The organism is Candidatus Methanocrinis alkalitolerans (assembly GCF_029167205.1).
Lineage (GTDB): Archaea > Halobacteriota > Methanosarcinia > Methanotrichales > Methanotrichaceae > Methanocrinis > Methanocrinis alkalitolerans.
Genome location: NZ_JARFPL010000011.1, coordinates 15463 through 32860, shown reverse-complemented (window position 1 = coordinate 32860; position 17398 = coordinate 15463). Strand labels below are relative to the sequence as shown.

The following is a 17398-nucleotide window of genomic DNA, read 5'->3' as shown; positions in this document are numbered from 1 at the left end:
ATAAAATTTCGCCCCGCTGGGACTCTATAGACTCTATATCATCCCCATCTCCGAGAGCCTCTCGGGGAGGTAGACCCTCGTCACGAAGTCGAGACCCTTTCCGGCGAAGGCCTGCTGCTCAGCCTTCTTCGATAGCTTCAACTGCAGCTGGATCTGCTCCTTCCAGTAGTCGGTGGCGAACCTCGGGTCCGAGAGCTCACTGCGGAGGGCCTGGAGGTCCTGGTCGGTGAGCTTGTCCGTCGAGAGGTCGTAGTTGACGATGTCCGTCGGCTGGACCCCCAGGAACTGGGCCGCCGGGGTCACCAGGTAGTCGGAGAGGTGGGCGCTCTTGATGGCGCCGTAGGCGACGGAGGCGTAGATCCGGTAAGACCAGGGGTCGCCGTCGGTGAATATGACGACCGGTAGGCTGAGCTCCTCGTTCAGCCTCTTTATCAGCCGGCGCGTCGACCGTGCGGGCTGCCCCTTCAGGTGGACGAGGATGGCGTCGTGCTCCTGGTCGAAACCGTTCTCGATGAGCCTTGCGTGCATCCCGCCGGTCTCTATGGCGACGACGAACTTGGCGTCGTGACCTTTGAACTCGACGTTGTCGACGTTGAAGGGGATCTGGTAGCCTGCCTCCCCGACGTCCTCCTGGCAGTGGATCGTCCTCTCGCCCCTCCGGGTCTTCTCGCTGATGGTGAGGGGGCCGAAGACGGTGGCCCCATCCTCCTCAGGCCTGACGTGGAAGTCCTCTCGCAGGAGGTAGGTGAGGATCTCCAGGTCCTCGACGAGCCGGTCGCTCTCGGCCTGCTCCCCGAACTTGGCGACGTCCCAGTTCTCGGAGATGTAGTATATCTCCCTCAAGGTGGAGCCCCGATTGTTCTTGAGGTGCTCGTTTATGAGAAGCTCCACCAGGTAGGTGGTCTTGAGGACGCTCTTAGCGCCCCGGACGGTCTTGACGGACCTGATGCTCTCCTGGTCGCCGTATACCCAGACCTCCCCATCCTGGTCGTACTCGATGTTCTTCTTCGTCCTGCTGGGGAGGGCGAGATGGGGGACGATCCCCTCCTGGAACTGGTCATAAAGCGTCTCGGCGAGCCCCAGGAGCCTCTCTTTTGTAACCGCCGCTTCCTTCATCTATCCCACCACCTTCGCCCCGCTGACGAGCTCGGATGCTACCCCCTCGATGACCGGTTCGGAGAAGCTGACCCCCTCCGAGGGGACGGTGTAGCTGATGCTCTGCCTCTCCCCCGGCCGGAGGGAGACCTTCCAGAGGTGGTCGTAGCCGTCCCCCAGGGGGATCACCCGTGCGGGGGGCTCTGTGGACCTCGCCTCCACCGAGACCGTCTCGTGGAGCTTGAAGGCGCAGGCAGAGTCGCCGTAGTTTGCGACGTGCAGGGTCACAAAGGCCTCGCCGTTCTCGGAGACGATGGACCTTTTGACGAGGAGGTTTCCCATGATCTTGGCGACGACGGGGTTTATGTCAGGCTCCTCCCGCTCGAGGAGCTCCGCCAGCTTCTTTGATATCCTAGGAAGGAGCTTCCTTATGATCTCCTCCTTCTCCTTCCTCTCCGAGAGGGCCGACTTCTTGGAGAGGTACCTTCGCAGCTTCCGCCCCACCTCCTTCAGCCCCAGCTCCACCTCCGCGACGATCTCGGGGACGTCGGCGACGGCGTCCTTCGACTCAGAGGTGAAGGGGATGTTCGTCGAGGCGATGTGGACGATGAGGGCGACGGGACCTGTGGGGACCCCGCCTCCGGGCTGGGAGAGGGAGTAGGTCTTCCAGGAGACGTTCTCGATGGCATGGGTCATGGCGCACCCCCCCTGCTGGTATAGGAGGGGAACTCTATTTGCAAACCTCAATACGTCCACCTTCCCGTCGGCCTTCAGCTCGCCGCCGTAGGCGAGCCCCACCTCCACCTGGAAGGGGTTACCGGAGTAGACCGCCACCGGCCGTGTGGCGGTGGCGACGAAGTCGACCCGATACTCCTTCTCCAGCCCTGCACGAATCAGATCCTCCCCGATGGGGGAGAGGCAATCGGTGGGCGGCGACTTCAGCCGCATCTGCTTGAAGGCGGCTAATAGGCGCGTCGCCTCGGCGTGGGTGAGGTCCTGGGGCGCCATCTCGGGGTCGAGCTCCGCCCTCTCGCAGATCTCCGAGGAGATGATCGCCCCGACGCTGGAGAAGGTCCCCTGGAGGAACACTCTCAGCTTCTTCTTGTCGGTGTACCGGAGCATCTTGATGAGGCCCCCGAGCTCCATCCCCCAGGGGTGGGGCTTGATCTCGTAGGAAGGCCGAGGCAGCTTATCCGTCGCCCTCTCGAAGACCTCGACGTTACCGTCGGGCTCGATGAGGGTGATCCGGGCGTGGGGGTTTACTATCGCCACGTTCTTCAAATAGCCATAAATCGACTGCCTGCGGCTCCGGACGTAGGACCCCTCCATCTCCAGCTCCACCCTCGTCCCGTGGGGGCGGTCCCAGTCCGTCTCCTCCGTCTTCAGGATCTCAGGCTCGTTGGTGGCGGTGTTGATCATCAGCTCCCACCGCCCCGCACCGTGGGTCGGTCCGATCCTGGTGGTGACCGCCGTCGGCCTTCCTGTGGTGAGCTGGGAGTAGAGGACCCCAGCGGAGATCCCTATACCCTGCTGCCCCCGGCTCTGCTTGAGGGTGTGGAACCTCGATCCGTAAAGGAGTTTGGCGAAGACCCGGGGAACCTCACTGCCGACGATCCCGGGGCCGTTGTCCTCCACCACCACCCGGAACCCCTCGCCACGCCTCATGATCTGGACGAAGATGTCCGGGAGGATATCCGACTCCTCGCAGGCGTCCAGGGAGTTGTCCACAGCCTCCTTGACGGTGGTTATGAGAGCCCTGGGGGCTGAGTCGAACCCCAGGATCTGGCGGTTCTTCTCGAAAAACTCGGCGACGGAGATGGCCTTCTGGTGCTTGGCCAGCTCCTCTGCTATCTCCATATCAGAAAAGAGGAGGGAGCTTTCAGAGCTCAGCCCCCACCACCGTCTGGGTCGCGGTCACGTTGTGAATCTCACGGATGGTGTCCACGAGGCGGTTTAAGACGGAGAGCCCCTCCACCTCCAGAACCACCACGAAGTCGTACTCGCCGAAGACGTGATAGACGTCCTTGATCCCCTCGACCTCCTTCAGGGCGTTGTAAACGGTCCTCTCCTGTCCCGGCACCACTTTGACCATAGTAACTCCGATCACCATATTCTATCACCACTCAATATAAACTCAGACATATTATATATACTTTTCAGGGCGAATTCCGGCTCGCTCGCCTCTGGTCTCAAGGCTATTTCCTCTTCTTTGGGGAGGATTTTTCCCCTCGGCCGAAGAAGAGTTCTTCCTCCTCCATCCTCTCGCCGCTCTCGATGCCCTCGTCCTCTTCGTAGTGAAGAGGTCCCTCTTCCAAGTCCTCAAACCCCCCGATACGCCTCTCGGCCTCCTCGGTCCCAAGATCCATGGGCTCGTCTTCGTCCCAGGCCGGCCCGGACCTCGCGCCGCTTCCCTTCGCCGGGTCTCCCCTCCTCTCGGCTCCGACCTTCGGGACCGAGACCTCCGCCTTCAGGGCCTCGATGGCCTTCGCCACCATCTCTCGGTACCTCACCAGGTCCGGCGAGTAGTGGAGGTGGGCTTTTCCCATGTCGGCCACGTCTCCTGGGGACTGGGACTTCTTCAGGAGTTCGTCGCCGCTGGAGAAGGCGTCGGCCCCTCCCATCTCCAGGAAAGACCCGAAGGCCTCTATGCGATCGAGGGTTCTCGCCGCCGTCTCCAGGACCCACCGGTCCCTCGTCTCGGCGTCGACCCTCTGGACGGACTCGGCCCTGACGGATATCAGCCTTTTGCCGTCCTCCGTCTCGTAGACGCTCGGCTTGCCGACGATGGAGACGAAGGCCGGAGGCTCGGTGGCTGCCAATACCTGGGCGGCGTCGGGCTGGTACTGGCCTGCGTAGACGAAGATGCTCCCCGTGGGGTCGGCGATCCTCCCCCTCCAGTACTCGACTTCGTCCCCCAGATTATCCTTCTCAGTGAGGGTTCCCACCAGAAGGACCCGGTTGCACCGCGCCCCCGTAGGGGTGATCAAGTAAAGAGGAGCGTACTGATCCTCGTTCTCCCGGAAGGATAGGTCGGAGTCCCGAAGCTCAGAGGCGAAGACCCTCCTCGCCACCTCTCTTGCGAAGCTCGCCATCTCAGATCACCGCCTCTGATTTTGCTCGATCGGCCAGGGCACGGACCTCCTCCTCGGCGACGGGGGAAAGCTGCGATATCGTCTCGACGAGGATGTACCGGTCGACGGTGGGGCCGGAGACGGTGTAGTATCTGCCCAGGAGCCTCTCCTGGATCATACCCCTCACCACCTCGTGGTCGAGGGCCTCCATCGCCATAGTCTTCGCCTCCTCCATCTCGATCCCCACGAGGCTCTCCGTCCTCTCGCGGTTGATGAGGACCTCCTGGACCTTCACCCCGTCGTCGAGGACCGCCTTTATCCGCAGGTCGTAGGTCCCCTCCTGCTTTCCGTGCTCGCCGCAGACCCCCTTCGTCAGCATCCTCCTGCAGATGGGGCACCGCTTGATCAGCCCCGATCCCTTCTGGACGTCCACCATGGCCCCCGTGAACTTCGCCTCCTGGGGGCTCACCTCGATCTCCTCCTCCAGGGGCTCGATGCCGCTCGTCCTGTTCAGCTTGATGCTGAACCTCCCCTCGAACTCGTCGGTGACGACGTTCTTGAATAGGTAGCTCTCGCCTTCGGCGAGATCGGCAAGCTCGGACTTAGCCCACTTGACGAACTTGATCACCCCAGAATCGTCGCCGATGAGACCAGTCTGGGATATCGTCTCGCTCGTAGGGTCCCAGAGCTGGACGACCTTAGCCCGGAGGTCGATCCACCGGCCGGCCTCTCCGATCTCTGAGATCTTCATCTCCTGGACCGGGCCTCCGGCCGGGGCCTCGGCAGCCACGACCTCGGAGGCGAGCTCCTCGATCCCGCTCGTCCTGTTCAGCTTGACGCTGAACCTCCCCTGAAACTCGTCGGTGACGACGTTCTTGAAGTGGTAGCTCTTTCCCGGCTCGAGCTCCGGAAGGTCCGACTTCGTCCATTTGACGAACTTGATGGTTCCCGTATCGTCCCCGACGAGGCCGGTCTGGGATATGGCGCTGCTGGAGGGCTCCCAGAGCTCCACCACCTTCACCTCCAGGTCGATCCATCGGCCCGGACCGCTGATCTCTCCCACCTTCAGGCGCTCGCTCTTCCTGGCGGAGAAGGACGTTGGAGCGATGCCGTGCTCTTTTAGAAAATAGTTGACGACGGACCGGGCAGCCTCGCCCTCGGGGACTCCGAACTTCTCAACGAGGAGCCTCAGACGGCTCTCCACCTCGTCTGCTGGAACCTCCACCTTCTGGTCCCGCAGCCGAGCCAAAATCTGCTCGACGATCTCTTTCATGACATTTGACCTCCAGTTTTTTTCAATAGAGAGGCAATATCCAAGAGGCTTTCATGGTAGATAAACTTACTTCCGGCGGGGCGAAAGTAATATTGGACCAGGGGAGTGTGAGGATATCGAGATGAAGATCACGACCTGGTTTGGATATATCGACACCTCCACCGGTGAGGTCTCTCTGGCCGGTGGATCTGAGGAGACGGCAGAGAGGCTTATGGGAATATCGAGAGAGTCGATCCCCGCCTCCGCCAGAACGGCCGCCACCACCATCGGGGAGGTCTGGGCGTCGGCGGTCCAGCCCGACCTCAGAAAGCTCGCCCTGAAAGGAGGGCTCTTCGAGGGCGATGCTGAGTACAACTCCACCCTCAGATCGGTGGCCCTGGACCTGGTGAAAAGAAAGCTGCGGGCCTCGGCCGACGCCGAGGCGGAGCTCCTCCAGACAGTCGAGGCCCTCGACGACCTCAACGAGGCGATAAACGCCCTGGAAGAGAGGCTCTTCGAGTGGTCGAGGCTCACCGACGAGCGCCGCCTCCGGGGGAGAGCCCTCGCCGAGCATCTTGCCGAAGAAGAGGGGCCAGTGGGGGAGTTCGCCCGATCGATCCTCGTCCTCACCGAGACGAGGAGATCGGTCACAAAGAGCCTGGAGACGGCGACGGCCCAGATCGCCCCGAACCTCACCGACCTCGCGGGACCGATCCTCGCCGCCCGGATCATCTCCAGGGCCGGTGGGCTCAAGAGTTTATCGGAGATGCCCGCCTCGGCGATCCAGGTGATGGGGGCAGAGAAGGCGCTCTTCAAGCACCTCCGGGGAAAGGCCCCCTCGCCGAAGCACGGCATGATCTACAGGCACCCTGCGATCATGGGGACGACGAGAGCCTTTCGGGGGCGAGCAGCTCGCGCTCTCGCGGCGAAGCTCGCCATCGCGGCTCGGATCGACCGGTACTCCGGAGAGGGGGACCCCCGCCTGAAGGTGGCGCTGGACCGGAGGATCGAGGAGATCAGGGAGAGCCCGCCGAGGAGGAGGAGGAGGGGCAAGGGGAAGAGGAAGGCAAAAGGCGAGATGAGAGGCGAAAGATAGGATCTGAGGGCCAAAGCCCATCAGATTTATAACGGACGCTTCGGAATATAGGGGATGAAGAAAGGGGTAGATGATGAACTGCAGAGTTTTATCGCTGCTGATTGCTCTCTCGATGCTGCTATCGTCTCCCGGGGTGCTTGCAGACTGGAAGATCGCAAAGAGCGTAGAGCAACGATCGACCATATACCTCTCCGGATACATGGACGAGATGTTCATCTACCAGACCGAGAAGGATATAGCAGGCTCGAAGCTCGTCTACGGAACCCGGGGCAGCGGGACCGCCTCCAGGACCATGGCCACCTACGCCGACGAGGATGAGATATACTTCAACGTCCGGGGCGAGTTCCACTACCGCCCTTACCGGCCGATGGACTCAGAGAGCGACCTTCGTAAAGCGCTCCGGGCCAAAAATCTCGAGGTTGGGACAGTCGTCTCCGAGAGCTACACCGGCGGCGTGTACCTGATAAGGGACGCGACGCCTTCCAACGACGATGGGGTTATCATCCACCAGATCGGCTCGTCGAGGAGGCCGACGGTCGGCCTCGGCTCCTGGTGAAGGGAGAGCGACTCGGCTCCTGGTGACGGGGCGGAGAGCTGGGGAGGCTTCCGACTCCATCAGATTTATAACGGATGGTCCAGAATATCAAGCTTAGAAAAGGGGTTTATCATGAAGGCCAGAACTCTGCTGTCGCTCGCAGTCCTCTCTTTGATCGTATCATCTCCGACGGGGCTTGGAGCCTGGAGCATCGCCGGGAACGTCACGGAACACTCTTACATATACCTCTCCGGGTACATCGACGAGATGAAGATCTACCAGACGGATAAGGGGTTTTCCGGCCAGAAGCTCGTAGTCGGGACCCAGGGGAGCGGGATCGTCGATCGGAGACAGACCGCCTACGTCGGCGAGGACGAGATGTACTTCAACGAATGGGGGTTCTTCGATCATCGTCCCTTCGCCAGCCAGAACGCCGAAAGCGACCTTCGTAACGCCCTCTGCGCCAAGAACTACAAAATGGGGACCGTCATCTCCGAGAGCTACACCAACCTCGATTACCTGATCAAGGACACCACCATATTCCAGAACGATAACGCATCAGTCTACCAGATCGCATCCCAGGGGAGGGGGACGGCGAAGCTCGGGGCCCGGGTGAAAGACGGCTCCAAAGGCGTCACCATCATGACCTACGGCGGGACCTACATCGGCGACTTCAACATCCGCCAAGAGATCGGCTCCGGAAACCAGCTGTATCTGACCTGCCCTTAAACGATAGACCCCAAGAGGGGAGCTAGACGAGAGGACGCGGCTGCTTATTCTCCGGCAGGACCGGCAACGGCATGGTGTTTATGAGGATCGGCCGGTCCACCTCCTTCGCCCTCTCCACCAGCACCTCCTTGCCCCAACCCGTCAGGCCGAATAGAGGGACGGCGGTCCCCACCTGGACGAGGGGCCGGACCTTCTCCCGGATGTACCTGGAGGCGCAGCCAGTCACGATGTCGGCGCAGGCCAGGAGCCGCTCCGCCTCCTCTTCACCGATTCCCGTCAGGTGGACCCCGACGATGAGGATTCTGACCTTCAGCTCTTCTTCCAGGTCCCTAAGCCTCTCTGCGGCCTCCATGTCGGCGACGGTGACCGCGAACCTAGACCACATCTCGGAGGCCAGCTTTGCTCCCGCCACCTGATCGATCTTGGCAGTCTCCGGGTCGAGGACGACTCCCCCCCTCTCTTCGATGCCGGCCAGAACTTCCGGTATCGGATCGGTGCTGACGAGTCCCGATATCCAGCCCCCCATCCCCTGGATGAGGCTGGGGTTGGAGGTGATCACCGTCCCGGCACCGTCGCAGACGGTGACGGCGCCATCTATGAGCCTCCGGGAGGTCGCCGTCATCATCACCTCCGAGGCGCCGAATCCGACGAAGACGTCCATCTCCAGCTTCCTTCTTGGGGTGAACATCCCGTGCTCTTTCATCCGAAACACCATGTTGGCGGCCGCGGCCTCTGGGGTTATCTCCTTTATCCCCCGGACCTTATCGAAGAGGGGACACCACCTGATCAGAGGCACCCCCGTCTCGACGACCCGCTCGTCCTTGACTTTAACCCTAGTCTTTCCCAAAAGCTCCATCTCGTCCAAGATCAATCACCGTCCAAGACTTCGAAGTAGACCCGCCTGTTGGCCCTACCCTTGTTCTCGGCCTTGAGCATCTTTATGGACCCGATCTTTCCGGTCCTCCCGACGTGGGTCCCTCCACAGGCCTGAAGGTCGACCCGAGACCTATCCTCACCGATCTGGTTGCCTGTGATCATCGCCCCCGTCTCCCGATAGATGACGGAGGAGAGGAGGTGGCAGGCGGCGTGGCTCCTCATGAATAAGTAACTCCTCTCCCGGTCGATGGACCCTGCCACCCCGTCGCCTTCGACGAGCCCCTCTCTCCCCAGCTGGCAGCAGATCTTGCCGTCGGTGAGGCCGACGTATAAAACTGAAAAACTCCTCGCAACCTCTCGCCAATAAGCCTGTATCGTGGGGCTGCCCTCCGGAGTGGAGGTAGAAGGCGGTCGTATCCAGGACGAGACGGTCGCCTTCTAGCGACCTCCTCCACCCTGGCCTCAAAGCTCTTCAGATAGCTGTCAATGATGTAGAGCCCTTTCAAGAGATCGCCTCATGAGCCTGATATTATATCGAGCTCTCCTGGGTAAGGGTCAGTAAAATCAGTTTCGATCCTTCGGAATCGAACCGGGCATAACCTTCGCCCGGTCCGGATTAGGATATAATTATTTTGAACGTAACTTATATATGGATCTATAACTACCAGACCAATGGTGACCGCATTGAGGAATGTTTCGCTACCCGCTCAGAACGTTGAACGCGATGAGTTCGCTTCGATACTGATGAAGATCGGCCTCAAGAGGAACGTGGCGAAGGTCTTGACGTATCTCGCCTGCGTCGACGAGGCCACCTCTCGCGAGATCGAGATGGGGTCGGATCTCCGGCAGCCCGAGGTGAGCATAGCCATGAGGGAGCTAAGGAAGCTCGACTGGATAGCCGAGAGGGACGAGAAGAACCCGGGGAAGGGGAGGCCCTATCGGATCTATAAGCTCAAGAAGGGGCTATACGACATCATCGACTACCTGGAGACGAACAAGAGGGCAGAGACCGAACAGGTGATGACGAAGATCGGAAGGCTCAAAGAGCTGAAGTCCTCATGACGCGGAAAACCATAGGATCTGTAACTCTTCTCTTCTAAAAGCTCATTATTCGGCTGGCGAGGACGATGGGGGGTCCATTCGCCGCCAGACGAAATTCCAGACATCTCGCCCGACGGCGCGGGTGGCGGCAGCGTTCTGACCTTCGTCCTTCAGCCGAAATGCTCCTCGAATAACTTCGGGATATCCTGGGGTCGCTCCAGCATCCCGACCCCCTCCATCGCCGCCAGCCTCTCGACGTGCTCGACGTCCTCCTTTCTTATGACGAGCAAGAGGTCTCTGCCGTCGGGGAGCTTCGTCGTCACCTCCCCCTCCCGAAAGTCTGATGGCATTATGTAGAGGGGGAGGAGGACCTTCTGGCTCATGATGGCGGCATTGGTGAGCATGGTGTCTGCGATCCGCAAGGATATCTTCGCGACGGTGTTGGAGGTGGCAGGCGCGATGAGCATGAACTCGAATCTCCCCATCTGGACCTGCCCCGCGAGGAAGGGAGCGTTGGCGTTCGCCTCCACCCAGATCTTGTCGAACTCCGCCTCCAGCTCGGGAAAGAGCTTGTAGTACTTGACGACCTGGTCTCCGGCCTTGGATATGTAGACCCTGATCTCCACATCGTCGTCATACTGGCGCCTCATCTCCTTCATCACCTCGGCAGTCTCCCGGATCCGGTCGCCGGAGCCGGTGACCCCCCAGACCACCTTCTTCTTCGGCCTCTTATCGGTCATGATATCCCCTTTATCCATCCACATATTGATTTATCTTTCCTTTTCGGAGACGGCGCCCCCCAGATGATCTGAGAACCTCCGGACGGTCTTCCTGAGGGACCTCCACCCCTCCTCGTCATCAACGACCCCCTCCAGAGTGTCCCTCGACCAGAAGGTGGCGCCGAGGTTCGCGCCGAAGGAGCCGCCGCCGACGGGGACTGCTCCGTTGAGGACGTAGAAGTTTATGATCTGCTGGATCGCCGGCTCCTGCCCCCCCATCCTGTCCCCCCCGACGGCGATCGCCATGCCGACCTTCCCCCGGAAGAAGTCGAAGTCGGCGGCCACCAGCGCCCGGCACCGGTCCATCACCGCCTTAGTCTGGGCGGAGACGCCTCCGTTGTAGATGGGGGTCGCAAAGACGATACCGTCGGCGTCCCGGAGGAGGGGGTAGAGGTCGTACATGTCGTCTTTTATCCTGCACTCCTTGTTTGAGAGACAATAATCGCAGTGGAGGCAGGGGCTGATTCTCTTGCCCCTGACCCCGAAGAAAGAGGCGGAAAATCCCCTCTCCTCCAGCATCTTCAGCGCCTCCCTCAGGACGTGGTCCGTCGCCTTCTCCCGAGGGCTGCCACATATTCCCACGATCTTCATGACGATTATATTAATTTCGTATGTGATTTATATTTATCCATTCCACCCTTCGCATCCAACTGGCACCACCCCAGCAGCTCATCACCTCACCATCGCGCCCCCACTCCAAAAGCCACCCTCATCACCTTTGGCATCATCTGGGCCGCCACCGCCGTAGGCGGCGGCGCATCCTCCGTCGAGGGGAGATGGTAAATATCCCCTCGCCATTTTTGGGATTGATGAGCGAAGCCGAGAGCAAAAAAAGCGTCCTCTTCATCGCCACGGTGGCGGCCTTCCTCCCGGCCTTCGCGAACTCGGCGATCAACGTCGCCCTCCCTCCCATCGGGACGGAGTTTGGGATGGACGCCGTCCTCCTGGGGTGGGTGGTGACCGCCCACCTCCTGGCGATGGCGGTATTCATGGTACCCCTGGGGAGGGCCGCCGACATTTGGGGGAGGAAGAGGTTCTTCACCCTGGGGATGGCGGTCTTCGCCTTATCGTCCCTCTTCTGCGCCTTCCCCAGTTCCGGCTCCGCCCTGATACTCTTCCGGTTCTTCCAGGGGATGGGAAGCTCCATGATCTTCGGGACGTCCGTAGCCCTCCTCACCTCCGTCTTCCCCCCAGGAGAGAGGGGCAGAGCCCTGGGGATCAACGTCACCGCCGTCTACCTCGGCCTATCCCTGGGCCCCTTCCTCGGGGGGATCCTCACCGAGTACCTGGGATGGAGGTCCATATTCCTCCTGAACGTCCCCCTGGGCATATTGGTCGTCCTCCTGACGGTCCGAAGGCTGAAGGGGGAGTGGATCGAGGCCGCCGGGGAGAGGTTCGACGGCCTCGGCTCGGTCATCTACGCCCTCGCCCTCGTCTCTACGATCTACGGCCTCACCTCCCTGCCGTCGGCCAGCGGGGCGGCCTTCCTCGCCCTCGGCCTCGCGGGGATCGCCGCCTTCGCCCTGGTGGAGCTGAAGAGCGATAGCCCCGTCCTCAACGTCCGGATATTCCGGGAGAACCGGGTCTTCGCCCTCTCAAACCTGGCGGCCCTGATCAGCTACGGGGCGACCTTCGCCGTCGCCTTCGTCCTCACCCTTTACCTGCAGACGGTCAAGGGGCTCTCCCCCCTCTACGCCGGGCTCGTCCTGGTGGCCCAGCCTGCAGTCCAGACCGTCCTCTCCCCCTGGGCGGGGAGGCTCTCCGACCGGATGGAGGCCCAGGTCGTCGCCTCCGGCGGGATGGCCCTGACGGCGGTGGGGCTCCTCCTCCTCGCCCTGGGCCTCGACGCCGAGACCGGAGTCGGCTTCATCATAGCCGTCCTCGCCCTCCTGGGGACGGGCTTCGCCTTCTTCTCGTCGCCGAATACCAACGCCATCATGAGCTCTGTAGAGAAGAGGGACTACGGCGTCGCCTCGGGGATGGTGGGGACGATGAGGTCCCTGGGGATGATGACCTCCATGGCCATCGCCATGACGGCCCTATCGGTCTTCATGGGCAGGGTCCAGGTGACCCCGGAGGTCTATCCGCAGTTTATGGAGGCGGTGACGGCCGTCCTCTCCGTCTTCGTAGTCCTCTGCGTCGTCGGGATCTTCGCGTCCCTCGCGAGGGGGCGGGTGAGGAAGGAGGAGTGACCCTTCCTTCAGTTACAGAGGCAGGGCGGGCCCCCTCATGAGAGATCGGCAGCTATATACCCGCAGAAGGCGAGAGTACCTCTCGCGCTTGAGGGGTTTGGGGAAACCCTGAGAGTATTGGGGGTTAGATATGAGGATATATCTGGTACTTTTAGTGGCGGCGGTCCTGATCTTCGGATCGGCGACGGCCGTCTCCGGGAAGCCGCCAGCGACAGGTGCTGCGCCAGCCGGCCAAGAGAACTCCGCAGTCGGAGATTTTGTGATGGCCAAGTGGAAGAACGACGTACCCTACGGCCAGATCAAGAAGGCCGGGGGTGAAAGCGGGCCGACGACGGGCGGGGCCCCCGGATGGGCGGCGGCCGTCGGCGCTGGCCAGGGGGTGCAGCAGGTCCAGGAGGGAGAGGCAGCAGGCCTCGACGGCCGGATCCCCGGAGGCCATCACAACTCGATCGTCCTAGAAAGCAGCCAGATCGCTGCCTCTGGCGGAGCCGCCTCCGGAAGCCTCATCCAGGCTTCGTCGATGACGGGCCAGATCGACGCTGGCCACCACAATACGATAATCTTCGAAGCCTCCCAGATCGGCTGGACGGACGGCTCCGCCACCAGCGACCTCGTCCAGCTGGCAGAGGCGAGCGGCCTGATCCTGGGAGGTCACCACAACACCATCATAATCGGGTCTCTCCAGGCGGCGGGGCAGAGTTGATGGCGGAGGCGCCGGGGGAGGAGATGGGATGGCCACTCCCCCACTCCGATCCGATCCTGAGAAGCCTGGAGGAGATCTTACGATCCTCTCCGTATTCATCGTCCTGTGTGTGGCCCTTCGCTGTTTTGTGTCGGTAAATTTAAGGGATCGCAAATCCTGTGGACCGGCCGTAACAACTTCATGATTGCCGAAAATCAGGTGCGTCATGAACGATATCGCTACCAATCGCCTTAGAGGCAGGACCCAGGGAGGTATTTTCATGATTGAGTCCGCTTATCGCTATCTTGAAGTCGCCCCCATGAAAATAGCGAAGAGCCACTTTAATCTTCCACCTCTCTCCCCTTCTTCCCCCGCCCGTACTCCTCCTTTATCGCCTCGACCATCTCCTCGTCCGCCTCCACCACCAGCGCTCCGATGTAGTTGCAGTCCTTGCAGTGGTAGACCTTCCCGATGGCGCCCCCGGTCTCATAGTAGAGCTCGGAGCTGCCGCAGACGGGGCAGACCTCCACCATCTTCTTCTCCTTCTTCTCCTTCCTATCCTTCCCTTCCATCTTCTCTATATCTTCAGACATGAACCACACCCCTTCAAATTCCATCGAGGCCGTCAAGAGACGCGGCGGCGGGATCGAGCCGATGCGCCGCGCCGTGCCCCTCGCCTCCACCTCTGCCAGGACCGTTCAAGAAACCGATGAGAGAGCCAGATCGCAGAAAGCGACCCCAGGTGGGCTGAGAGGATCCATGGGGCGACCGTCTCAGAACCTTCTCCTGGGACGCGGTTTCGACCTGTTCTCGGGGCTCATATCCCTCGCGACGCTGGCGGCGACGAACCGGTCCACCCTCTCCTCCCGGATCTTCCTCTCCCGGACCATCTTCGTCACTACGACGTAGTTGGCGATGAAGAAGAGCGGAAGCAAGAGGATGCAGATTACTACGATCTGCCAGATCTCCAGATGGTAAGTGGCGACCATGGGATATAAATTATCCTGCCGGTATAAAAATTCACCGGAACTTGGAGAGGAGCCTCGAGTAAAACTCCCTCTCCTCTCCTTCAGAGGTCCGGGCGAGCCTCTCGATTATCAGCTCCGGGGTGCTCTTGGCCAGCCGATAATAAACGGGGGTTCTGTCGACGATCAGCTCGCCGTCTTCGTCGAGCCCCAGGGCATCGATCCCGTCGATCCTCAGATCCTCTTCGGAGAACCTCGCCACGTCTTCGGCGAGGTGGCTGACGAAGATGGCCACCGACCCGCCCCTCGACAGCTCGTCTAAGAGGGAGGCTATGATCTTGGCGGAGGCTCCGGGCTCGGTTATCGCCTCCAGCTCGTCCGCCAGGACTATCTTCCTCCCCCCGCCGGCGAGGACTGAGAACTTCCTCATCGTCGCCTCGAAGGCCCCCGCCCCCAGGGTTCCCCGGCTCTTTCCGAAGTAGTAGAGGCTATCGAAGATGGTGATGCGACATGCGGCCGCAGGCACCGGAAAGCCCATATGTGCCAGGATCACCACCTGGGCCACCAGCTCCAGGAGCGTCGTCTTGCCGCCGGAGTTGACGCCGCTGAGGATCGCCGTCCTCTCCTCCGCCTCGACGAGCCCCGTCGGACCGACGGAGTAGCTGACCGGCTCGGGATCCTGGAGGAAGAGGTTCCTCCCTTCAATAAATCCGACGCACCCCTCCTCCGCGAACGTCGGCATGAGAAGCCCCCTCTCCAGGGCGAAGGTGCCTAGGGAGTATCCGACGTCGAACTCCAGCAGCTCCTCGTGGAGAGCCTCGACGAAGCTCCACCTTCCGGCGAGCTCCCTCGCCAGATCCCTGAGGGAGTTCAGCCTCTTCGCCTCCGCCCTCTTGCGCACCTCCTGGACGAAACGGATGAGAGCCTCCCGATCCTCTTCCAGGGGATACCTCACCTCCTGCGGGATGATCTCCTCGAGGCTCGCCCTCTCAGCCCCCTTCATCTCCAGATCGGTGGAGGCCATATCCCTCGCCTCCTTCAGGACCTCGTTGAAGGTCTCCCCCATCCTCGACTTGAAGACGTCCCGCAGGTCTCCTCCCCGCCCCAGGGCGGAGAGGAGGTCGTCCCCGGCGAGGGTGAGGGAGAAGCGCTCCATCCTCTTCTTCAATTCGGCGTTCCCCCACCCCACCGCCTCCGCCACCCTCCCCTCCGCCTCGGCGATGATCCTGTCGAGGCGGAGGAGCTCGGGGTCTTCGTCGACCTTCAGCCTCGCGAGCCGCTCTGAGAGGTCGTCGAGGCCTTCGAAGGAGGCGACTTTGGATTCCGCCAGCACCTCGGCCGCCTCCACCATCGCCTCCAGGATGGGGCCGTTCTCCTGGTATCGGCGGAGGACCCGTTCAGGGACGAGGTACCAGTCCTCGTCGCTCTCCGCCTCCTCGATCTCGGGGAGGGCGAAACTGTCGATGGAACCGCCCAGGAGGGTGACGCGATCGTACCCCTGGGCCAGGTCCCTCAGCTCCCTCAGGCTCTCGACGAGGTGGACGTCGATGGCTCTATCGACCCCACGCTCCTTCAAAGCCCTGATGGCGGAGGGAGAGTCGACGGCGACCGCCCGGTTCCTCACCCTCGCAGCCGCCTCTTTTCGAAGGGGCTTGATCCTGGAGAGGTGGACGGATAGGTCGCAGCCCGCCAGGAGCGAAGCCGAGGTGATGGCAGATTCTGCAAACCTTCTGTTCTCATCCACCATATTTCGGGATGACGAGGGGAAATAAGTTGCCAGCTTCTCTCGAGCCCGGTCGGTATGGGCCTGGCTCGTCAAAAGCTCCATCAGGGAGTCATAGATCCGGACCGCCTCCTCGGTGACGAGAAAGTCTGTGGGTTTGACTGAGTAGACCGCCCCTCTCGCCCTCTGGACTAGGGCGACCGCCTGGCGTTGGCTCATCCCCCTCATCCCCTGAAGCCCCGCCACATCCCCTCTCAGCAGAGCCTCAAGAGCAGAATCCTCATCTCCGTAGTGGGCCGCGAGCCTCTCATTCAGCTTGGCGCCCACCCCTGGAACGTCTATCAGCCTCAAACCTTACCAGAGTCGATGGGAGACGATATAGCCGTTTCCCCGAAAGAAACCTTATTATCTCCCCCCTCGGAACCTATCTATCGTGCTGATCCATCAGATATTGAATATCGACCCCCGAGAAGAGGTCTTCTTGGCCGAAGAGTGCCTCGCCGACCTGATCGCCCTCCCGGTGACGATGGAGGTCCTGGAGTCGGGGGAGGGTCTGAGGGAGTCGATAGAGATAAGGGAGGTGGGGGATGGACGCGATGAGGGGGGGGACGACGGTGCCCTCCTGGGAGTCGCCCTGAAGATCAGAGAGCCGACAGATCTCTGGCTCCTCTTAACGGACCGCTATGGTGAGATCGAGCTCTTCGGCGCCCTTCCCAAAGGCTCAGCCTCCAAGGTCGTCAGGGCCCAGGAGGAGAAGTTCTTGGAAGCGCTGGTGGAGTGGCTGTCTTTCGCCCTCAAAGAGGAGCTATTCTGCGAGAGCTGCCCCGTCAGAAGCCCCCCCCTCTTCGTCCCCGAGAGGGAGGCGAGCCTGGAAAGGTTCCTGAGACCGCATCTTCCCAGAGGAGGCGAGGTCCTGGAGATTTGCTGCGGGAGCGGGATGGCCACCCAGACCCTGAAGTCCCTGGGGTTTCGCCCCTGGACCGTGGACCTGGACAGCTGCGAGATCTGCTTGGGTTTGAAGTCTGGGCACCTGGACCCGACAAGGGCGATGGTCCTGGACGCCCGCCTCTTGAGCCGGTTCATCTCCCCCCGGAAATTCGACGCTGTGGTGGGGTTCATGGTGGGGCTCATAGACGCCGTCAACTGGCCCCTCTGGAAGGATATCCTCACCTCCTCGGCGGAGCTGGCGAAGGATCTCGTCATCTACACCACCTACACCGAGAGGGAGGCAAAGATGGTGGCAGAAGCCATGAACTGCGCCGGATGGTGCGGCGAGGTGGTGGCAAACCCCGACGACCTCGGGATATACGATCAGTGGGCCTGGGTCGGGCGGAGGCGCCGTTGACGAAAGGTTAATACCGT

At 61.4% G+C, this 17398-nt stretch carries 18 protein-coding genes and 1 pseudogene; 7 read left to right on the top strand and 12 right to left on the bottom strand.

Translation table 11 applies throughout. The features are described 5' to 3' along the window. Nucleotides 1-33: 33 nt before the first annotated feature. The 5 genes and pseudogenes from P0O24_RS04885 to P0O24_RS04865 form a co-directional block, all read right to left on the bottom strand. Nucleotides 34-1116, bottom strand: a complete 1083-nt coding sequence (locus P0O24_RS04885; protein WP_316968617.1) for a DNA topoisomerase IV subunit A — start codon at nt 1114-1116, stop codon at nt 34-36. Further along, nucleotides 1117-2952 (bottom strand): DNA topoisomerase VI subunit B, encoded by a 1836-nt coding sequence (locus tag P0O24_RS04880; RefSeq protein WP_316968616.1) that lies wholly within the window; start codon nt 2950-2952, stop codon nt 1117-1119. A gap of 22 nt (nt 2953-2974) precedes the next feature. Further along, a complete protein-coding gene (locus tag P0O24_RS04875) occupies nt 2975-3205 on the bottom strand; it encodes an Lrp/AsnC ligand binding domain-containing protein (RefSeq protein WP_316968615.1) in 231 nt (76 codons plus the stop codon). Between the two features lie 355 nt (nt 3206-3560). Continuing rightward, nucleotides 3561-4187 (bottom strand): annotated as a pseudogene (locus tag P0O24_RS04870) (RPA family protein); the annotation flags it as partial. A 1-nt stretch (nt 4188) separates the two neighbouring features. Next, nucleotides 4189-5439, bottom strand: a complete 1251-nt coding sequence (locus P0O24_RS04865; RefSeq protein ID WP_316968613.1) for a replication protein A — start codon at nt 5437-5439, stop codon at nt 4189-4191. Nucleotides 5440-5560: 121 nt separating this feature from the next. Between P0O24_RS04865 and P0O24_RS04860 the strand changes: the two genes are divergently transcribed. The 3 genes from P0O24_RS04860 to P0O24_RS04850 all read left to right on the top strand — a co-directional run bounded on the left by P0O24_RS04860 (nt 5561) and on the right by P0O24_RS04850 (nt 7778). Then, entirely contained in the window at nt 5561-6514 is a 954-nt protein-coding gene (locus P0O24_RS04860) for an NOP5/NOP56 family protein (RefSeq protein ID WP_316968612.1), read from the top strand. A gap of 112 nt (nt 6515-6626) precedes the next feature. Then, nucleotides 6627-7070, top strand: a complete 444-nt coding sequence (locus P0O24_RS04855; protein ID WP_316968611.1) for a hypothetical protein — start codon at nt 6627-6629, stop codon at nt 7068-7070. Nucleotides 7071-7181: 111 nt separating this feature from the next. Then, entirely contained in the window at nt 7182-7778 is a 597-nt protein-coding gene (locus P0O24_RS04850; protein WP_316968610.1) for a hypothetical protein, read from the top strand. Nucleotides 7779-7800: 22 nt separating this feature from the next. Here P0O24_RS04850 and P0O24_RS04845 read toward each other — a convergent pair whose 3' ends face one another. Beyond that, the gene (locus tag P0O24_RS04845) at nt 7801-8643 is read right to left on the bottom strand and encodes a methanogenesis marker 8 protein (RefSeq protein ID WP_394356698.1); all 843 of its coding nucleotides are present in this window, start codon (nt 8641-8643) and stop codon (nt 7801-7803) included. 2 nt (nt 8644-8645) lie between these two features. Further along, nucleotides 8646-8915 carry a hypothetical protein gene (locus P0O24_RS04840; protein WP_316968609.1) on the bottom strand — a complete coding sequence of 90 codons (270 nt, stop codon included), beginning with the start codon at nt 8913-8915 and terminating at the stop codon, nt 8646-8648. A gap of 411 nt (nt 8916-9326) precedes the next feature. Between P0O24_RS04840 and P0O24_RS04835 the strand changes: the two genes are divergently transcribed. Continuing rightward, nucleotides 9327-9716, top strand: coding sequence for a helix-turn-helix domain-containing protein (locus P0O24_RS04835; RefSeq protein ID WP_316968608.1), 390 nt, complete (start codon nt 9327-9329; stop codon nt 9714-9716). A 149-nt stretch (nt 9717-9865) separates the two neighbouring features. On the opposite strand, the gene afpA is transcribed toward P0O24_RS04835, so the two are convergent. Both afpA and P0O24_RS04825 read right to left on the bottom strand, forming a co-directional pair. Beyond that, entirely contained in the window at nt 9866-10435 is a 570-nt protein-coding gene (gene afpA, locus P0O24_RS04830) for an archaeoflavoprotein AfpA (RefSeq protein WP_316968607.1), read from the bottom strand. Nucleotides 10436-10465: 30 nt separating this feature from the next. After that, entirely contained in the window at nt 10466-11065 is a 600-nt protein-coding gene (locus P0O24_RS04825; protein WP_316968606.1) for a flavodoxin family protein, read from the bottom strand. Nucleotides 11066-11283: 218 nt separating this feature from the next. On the opposite strand from P0O24_RS04825, the gene P0O24_RS04820 reads away from it, so the two are divergent. Further along, nucleotides 11284-12666, top strand: coding sequence for an MFS transporter (locus P0O24_RS04820; protein WP_316968605.1), 1383 nt, complete (start codon nt 11284-11286; stop codon nt 12664-12666). Between the two features lie 130 nt (nt 12667-12796). After that, nucleotides 12797-13369: a hypothetical protein gene (locus P0O24_RS04815; RefSeq protein WP_316968604.1), complete on the top strand. Its 573-nt coding sequence runs from the start codon at nt 12797-12799 to the stop codon at nt 13367-13369. 320 nt (nt 13370-13689) lie between these two features. Here P0O24_RS04815 and P0O24_RS04810 read toward each other — a convergent pair whose 3' ends face one another. The 3 genes from P0O24_RS04810 to P0O24_RS04800 form a co-directional block, all read right to left on the bottom strand. Beyond that, on the bottom strand, nt 13690-13941 hold the full coding sequence (locus tag P0O24_RS04810; protein ID WP_316968603.1) for a hypothetical protein: 252 nt from the start codon (nt 13939-13941) through the stop codon (nt 13690-13692). Nucleotides 13942-14121: 180 nt separating this feature from the next. Continuing rightward, the gene (locus P0O24_RS04805; RefSeq protein WP_316968602.1) at nt 14122-14337 is read right to left on the bottom strand and encodes a hypothetical protein; all 216 of its coding nucleotides are present in this window, start codon (nt 14335-14337) and stop codon (nt 14122-14124) included. Between the two features lie 31 nt (nt 14338-14368). Beyond that, nucleotides 14369-16387 (bottom strand): MutS-related protein, encoded by a 2019-nt coding sequence (locus P0O24_RS04800; protein ID WP_316968601.1) that lies wholly within the window; start codon nt 16385-16387, stop codon nt 14369-14371. Nucleotides 16388-16469: 82 nt separating this feature from the next. Here P0O24_RS04800 and P0O24_RS04795 point away from each other — a divergent pair, with 82 nt between their 5' ends. Next, complete coding sequence (locus P0O24_RS04795; protein ID WP_316968600.1) at nt 16470-17381, top strand: class I SAM-dependent methyltransferase; 912 nt, start codon at nt 16470-16472, stop codon at nt 17379-17381. Nucleotides 17382-17398: the final 17 nt, after the last annotated feature.